A 4,588-nucleotide genomic window follows, 5' to 3' on the forward strand; every position below is an offset into this window, starting at 1 on the left:
GTTTCTCTCCGCAATTGGCATCCGACGGGCGGGGAGCCGGCTCCCGCCCCGTCCTCGCCCTGCCAGGGTCCGGACGCGTCGGACGAGGTCGGCTCCCGTCCAATTCGAGAGCGGCCGTGAGCGTTTGACGGCCACGGCAAAGTTCGGCCGAGACGGCGGCTACGCTGCGACGATCGTGGAACGACGACGAGACCGCAGCACCGCGCCGAGACCGCCGAAGCCCAGAAGCATCATCGCCCAGGTGGTGGGTTCAGGAACCCCGCCGGAACTTGATTGCACAACAGAGAAATCATCGAAACCGATGAAGGCGGGATCATTTCTTCCCGCGAAGGTCAAAGTCGTGATGTTCGATGTGGCGAGTAGGCCGTTGTAAGTGAAGTAGGTCCACTGGCCGGATACATCGTAATCCGTTACGCCCAAGGACGAGCCGTTCCAGAAGATGTTGAATTGCTGGGCATCTGGATTGCTCGCGCTGACGAAATCATTAAAGACTTCGAAGCGCAGGTCGTAGGTCTGTCCGGCGTTCGTGTTTAGATCCTGGCTCAGGAACGCCGCCGGAGTGGTCACGCATGACGACCCTATGCAGCCTGTCGCGGCGGCGGTGTGGCCACCAAAATTGACGCCCTGGTCCATATCACTACCGGACCAAAAGCCGGGCCCGTCTTAAAAACTGGGATCCTGAACGATATTTGTGCCGGCCAGAGCGCCCGTAGCTCCGAACATGGCCGATAACGCCAGCGCAGCGCTGGCCGGGAGAGCACTTCTCAGCTTCGCAGTAATTCCCCCTCTCGCACATGCGCTGCCTCACATTCGGCCACGCTCCAAAACAGCGAAACCTTAACGGCCATTATGGTCAAGCTTGATCGCCCGTGCGGCGAGTACGCGCACGGCAAAGTTCGATGATTTGATGCTTTGCGCCGCATGAACGGCCCCGGGGTCTGCTGCTACACGCAGTCCGGGGGTTATCGCGCCTTGATCACCCCACAAATTCGAACCAGTACCCACCCCCGGGATGGCTGACCATTGACTTTGGGCTGCGGATTCGTATTTTCCGCCGCTCTTCGAACATCCGCCGTCGGCTTGCCCGTCCGGCCCCGCGCTTAAGGACCCGCCATGGCGAAGCCCGCCTCCATAAAGATCCGCCTGAATTCCTCGGCGGATACCGGCTTCTTCTACGTCACCAAGAAGAACGCCCGCACCAAGACCGACAAGCTGGTCATGAAGAAATACGATCCGGTCGTGCGCAAGCACGTGGAATTCCGCGAAGGCAAGATCAAGTAGTCTTCGGAGATCGCGGACTAACAACGAAAACGCCCGGGCCTCGCCCGGGCGTTTTCCGTTTGGGGGCTAGCTTTTGCCCCCCGCACTCTCCGCCGAACAACGGTGCTGCTTTGATAAGCGCCGCCTCGTGCGACGGGATGGCCCTGTACCGCGGCCGAGGGCCGCGGCCGCCGGCCTAGGCTGCCTTCGTGATCACACGGTTACGGCCCCGGGCCTTGGCTTCGTACATCGCCTCATCGGCGCGGCGGACGAGCTTCACCGGCGTATCGTCGAGACGCAGGCTCGCAGCGACGCCAATGGAAATGGTGACGGTAAGCAGTTCCTCGCCCCCCATCGCCCTGAAAGGCGAGCCCGCAACGTGGAGGCGGATGCGTTCGGCGATGCGCTGGGCATGCTCGAGGTCGGTCTCCGGCATCACCACCACGAACTCCTCACCGCCGAAACGGACCGGCACGTCGATGGCGCGGACGTTGGAGGCAAGCCGCACCGCGAATTCGCGAAGCACCTCGTCGCCGACCGCGTGGCCGAAGCTGTCGTTGATCTTCTTGAAATGGTCGATGTCGATGACCAGCAGCGCCACCGGATCGCCCCCGCCCACCACCGCACGGCGGACAAGCGCATTGAGCTGGCCTTCCATGTAGCGGCGGTTGTGCAGACCAGTGAGTTGGTCGGTCACCGCCAGTTCGAGCGACTGGTCGAGGTTGTCGCGCAGGAAGTCGGTGTAGCGCTTGCGGCGGATCTGGGTCTTCACCCGGGCGGCCATCTCCTGGGGGTCCACCGGGCGAGGCAGGACGTCGTTGACGCCGATCTCCAACGCCTTCACCAACCGCGCCCGCTCGTCGAAATCGACGATGGCCAGAATCGGCAGGCTGCGCGTGGCTTCATCCGATCGAATCTGGGCGGCGAACCGCAGGCCGTCGAAGCTTTTGGCGGCCGCATTGACAATGATCAGGTCGACCGGGCCGCGGGCTGCGAGAACGGCCATCTCCGGGTCGGTTTCGGCCACGGGACGATGCTCAACCGAAAGCTCGGCGCAGACCCGTTGGGCCTGTCTTTGATGATCATCGACCACCAGAATACGGCCGCCCCCACCGCCCAGGCGCGAAGCGACGTTGGCGATGACGCCCATGCGGCGGCCCGAAGCCTCGCGCTCGCGCAGTTCGTCGAGCACGGACTTCAAGCGGGTCAGGCTGCGCACGCGGGCGAACAGCATGACGTCGTCTATCGGCTTGGTCAGGAAATCATCGGCGCCGGCTTCCAGACCGGTGACACGGTCGGCGCGGCCGTCAAGGGCGGTCAGCAGCACCACCGGAATGTGACGGGTCTCAGGATCTTCCTTCAGCCGGCGGCAGGCGGCGAACCCGTCCATGCCCGGCATCATCACATCCAGCAGGACGATGTCGGGCTTCTCGGCCGCAGCGATCGCCAGCGCAGTCGGGCCGTCCGATGCCGTCAGAACCTCGTAGTATTCCGCCTCGAGCTTGGCCTGCAGCAGGCGGACGTTGGCCTCGACATCGTCCACGACAAGGATGCGCGCCGACATTCTGGTGTCAGCTCATCAGGCGCTTGATGGTGTCGAGGAAATGCGAGACGGAAATCGGCTTGGAGATATAGGCCTCGCAGCCCCCCTCGCGGATCCGCTCTTCATCGCCCTTCATGGCGAAGGCCGTCACGGCCACCACTGGGATGGACGCCAGTTCGTCGTCCTCCTTCAGCCACTTGGTGACCTCCAGACCAGAAATCTCGGGCAGCTGGATATCCATGAGGATCAGGTCGGGGTGATGCTCCCGCGCCAACGCCAACGCCTGGAGGCCCTCACGGGTCTGCAGCGTCTCGTAGCCCTGGGCGTCGAGAAGATCATGAAAGAGCTTCATGTTCAGCTCGTTATCCTCGACGATGAGGACCTTCTTGGCCATTTAGGACCCGGCGTTGTTTGTTGAGGTCACCGCGGGACAGCGGACTTCCCCACCCTCCTTTGTTCATCCCACGGATATCCTTAAAATTGTCCTCCCGGTAACCAGGAGCGTCGGAAGGCCGTCTGCGCGACGAGCCTCTGCAGGCGTTGGCGTGGACTGTCATGGGGCGCCATTCGTCATCCCCCAGCGGCCCACTCGTGAGGCGTCGCTCCACTCCTGTCGGCCATTCCACTGGGGCCAAGCCGCGCGCACGGGGCCCCTTCCCACGTAGCCCTCCGGTGGAGGCCGCCTTGTGGATCGGGGGTTCGGCCCTGAAGCTGTGCTCGTAAGGACGTCCTTGAGAGCGCTCGTAGCTGCACAGCATGGCCCAGATGAGTGTGATCACGGGCCCGGTGCGCTACCGGCGCTGGCGTCCGGAAGACAAGCTGGCGATCCTGGCTGAGGCGTTCGCGCCGGGGGCGACGGTGTCGGACGTCTCGCGCCGCCTCGATGTGGCGACCAGCCTGATCTACAAGTGGCGCCGGCAGGCGATGGCGCCGCCGGCGGACCCGGGGTTCGTGCCCGCGACGCTCACTGATGAGCGCGATCAGAGCGCGCGGGCGAGCTCGGCGGCGGTGATTGTCGTCGACCTGGCCGGCGGCGGACGGGTCGGCATCACCGCCTCGGCGCCGGCGAGCCTGGTGACGGCGACGCTGCGGGCGCTCAGGTGATCCCGGTCCCGTCTAATGTTCGCATCTGGCTGGCCACCGGCCACACCGACATGCGCAAGGGGATGCAGGGCCTGGCCTTGCTGATCCAGGAGCACCTCAAGCGCGATCCGCACGTGGGGGATGTGTATGTCTTCCGAGGCCGCCGCGGCGATCTGCTGAAGATCGTCTGGCACGACGGCGTTGGGCTGTCGCTCTACGCCAAGCGCCTGGACCGCGGACGGTTCGTCTGGCCGCAGACCGTGGGCGGCGCGATCGCGCTGAGCGCCGGTCAGTTGGGCTACCTGCTGGAAGGCATCGACTGGCGTAACCCGCAGCAGACCTGGCGTCCGCAGAGCGCCGGATAGGGCCGCAAAAAACTTCAGTCCCCCTGCATTTAGGGGCGCCACAAGCCGCCGGATTTGTGATTCCATCCGGGTCATGGACACGGCCATCGAGGCTCTGCCGGACGATGTTGACGCGCTGAGGGCGGCCCTCTTGAGCGCCCGCGCCGAGCTCGCCGAGGCCCACGCCAGGACCTCCGACGACCAAGCGCTGATCGCCCATCTGAAGCTGCAGATCGCCAAGCTAAACCGCGACCGCTTCGGCCCGCATTCCGAGCGCACGGCCCGCGTGCTCGATCAGATGGAGCTGCAGCTCGAGGAGCTGGAAGCCTCGGCCACCGAGGATGAGCTCAAGGCCGAG

At 64.5% G+C, this 4,588-nt stretch carries 7 protein-coding genes; 4 read left to right on the top strand and 3 right to left on the bottom strand.

The features are described 5' to 3' along the window. Positions 1-159: 159 nt before the first annotated feature. Positions 160-633, bottom strand: a complete 474-nt coding sequence (locus VGI62_RS14030; RefSeq protein ID WP_331505121.1) for a PEPxxWA-CTERM sorting domain-containing protein — start codon at positions 631-633, stop codon at positions 160-162. Positions 634-1,113: 480 nt separating this feature from the next. Between VGI62_RS14030 and rpmG the strand changes: the two genes are divergently transcribed. Then, positions 1,114-1,281 (top strand): 50S ribosomal protein L33, encoded by a 168-nt coding sequence (gene rpmG, locus VGI62_RS14035; protein WP_111458827.1) that lies wholly within the window; start codon positions 1,114-1,116, stop codon positions 1,279-1,281. Between the two features lie 175 nt (positions 1,282-1,456). Here the strand turns inward: rpmG and VGI62_RS14040 are convergent, their stop codons facing one another. Beyond that, positions 1,457-2,824 (bottom strand): PleD family two-component system response regulator, encoded by a 1,368-nt coding sequence (locus tag VGI62_RS14040; RefSeq protein WP_331505122.1) that lies wholly within the window; start codon positions 2,822-2,824, stop codon positions 1,457-1,459. A gap of 7 nt (positions 2,825-2,831) precedes the next feature. Next, entirely contained in the window at positions 2,832-3,197 is a 366-nt protein-coding gene (locus VGI62_RS14045) for a response regulator (protein ID WP_331505123.1), read from the bottom strand. Between the two features lie 371 nt (positions 3,198-3,568). Here VGI62_RS14045 and tnpA point away from each other — a divergent pair, with 371 nt between their 5' ends. From tnpA to VGI62_RS14060, 3 genes are all read left to right on the top strand, one after another. Then, positions 3,569-3,907, top strand: a complete 339-nt coding sequence (gene tnpA, locus VGI62_RS14050; RefSeq protein WP_331505124.1) for an IS66-like element accessory protein TnpA — start codon at positions 3,569-3,571, stop codon at positions 3,905-3,907. Next, positions 3,904-4,251: an IS66 family insertion sequence element accessory protein TnpB gene (gene tnpB, locus VGI62_RS14055; RefSeq protein ID WP_331505125.1), complete on the top strand. Its 348-nt coding sequence runs from the start codon at positions 3,904-3,906 to the stop codon at positions 4,249-4,251. The genes tnpA and tnpB overlap by 4 nt, the downstream gene beginning before the upstream one ends. Before the next feature lie 85 nt (positions 4,252-4,336). Beyond that, a partial coding sequence (locus VGI62_RS14060; protein ID WP_331505126.1) for a transposase occupies positions 4,337-4,588 on the top strand: 252 nt, incomplete at its 3' end.

The sequence above is a fragment of the Phenylobacterium sp. genome (assembly GCF_036495085.1).
In the GTDB taxonomy this organism is placed as follows: Bacteria; Pseudomonadota; Alphaproteobacteria; order Caulobacterales; family Caulobacteraceae; genus Phenylobacterium.

Bases quoted from the DNA above. Each gene is read 5' to 3' on its own strand.
- tnpA (WP_331505124.1), top strand. From the start codon at position 3,569: ATGAGTGTGATCACGGGCCCGGTGCGCTACCGGCGCTGGCGTCCGGAA.
- rpmG (WP_111458827.1), top strand. From the start codon at position 1,114: ATGGCGAAGCCCGCCTCCATAAAGATCCGCCTGAATTCCTCGGCGGAT.
- VGI62_RS14030 (WP_331505121.1), bottom strand. From the start codon at position 633: ATGGACCAGGGCGTCAATTTTGGTGGCCACACCGCCGCCGCGACAGGC.
- VGI62_RS14045 (WP_331505123.1), bottom strand. From the start codon at position 3,197: ATGGCCAAGAAGGTCCTCATCGTCGAGGATAACGAGCTGAACATGAAG.
- VGI62_RS14040 (WP_331505122.1), bottom strand. From the start codon at position 2,824: ATGTCGGCGCGCATCCTTGTCGTGGACGATGTCGAGGCCAACGTCCGC.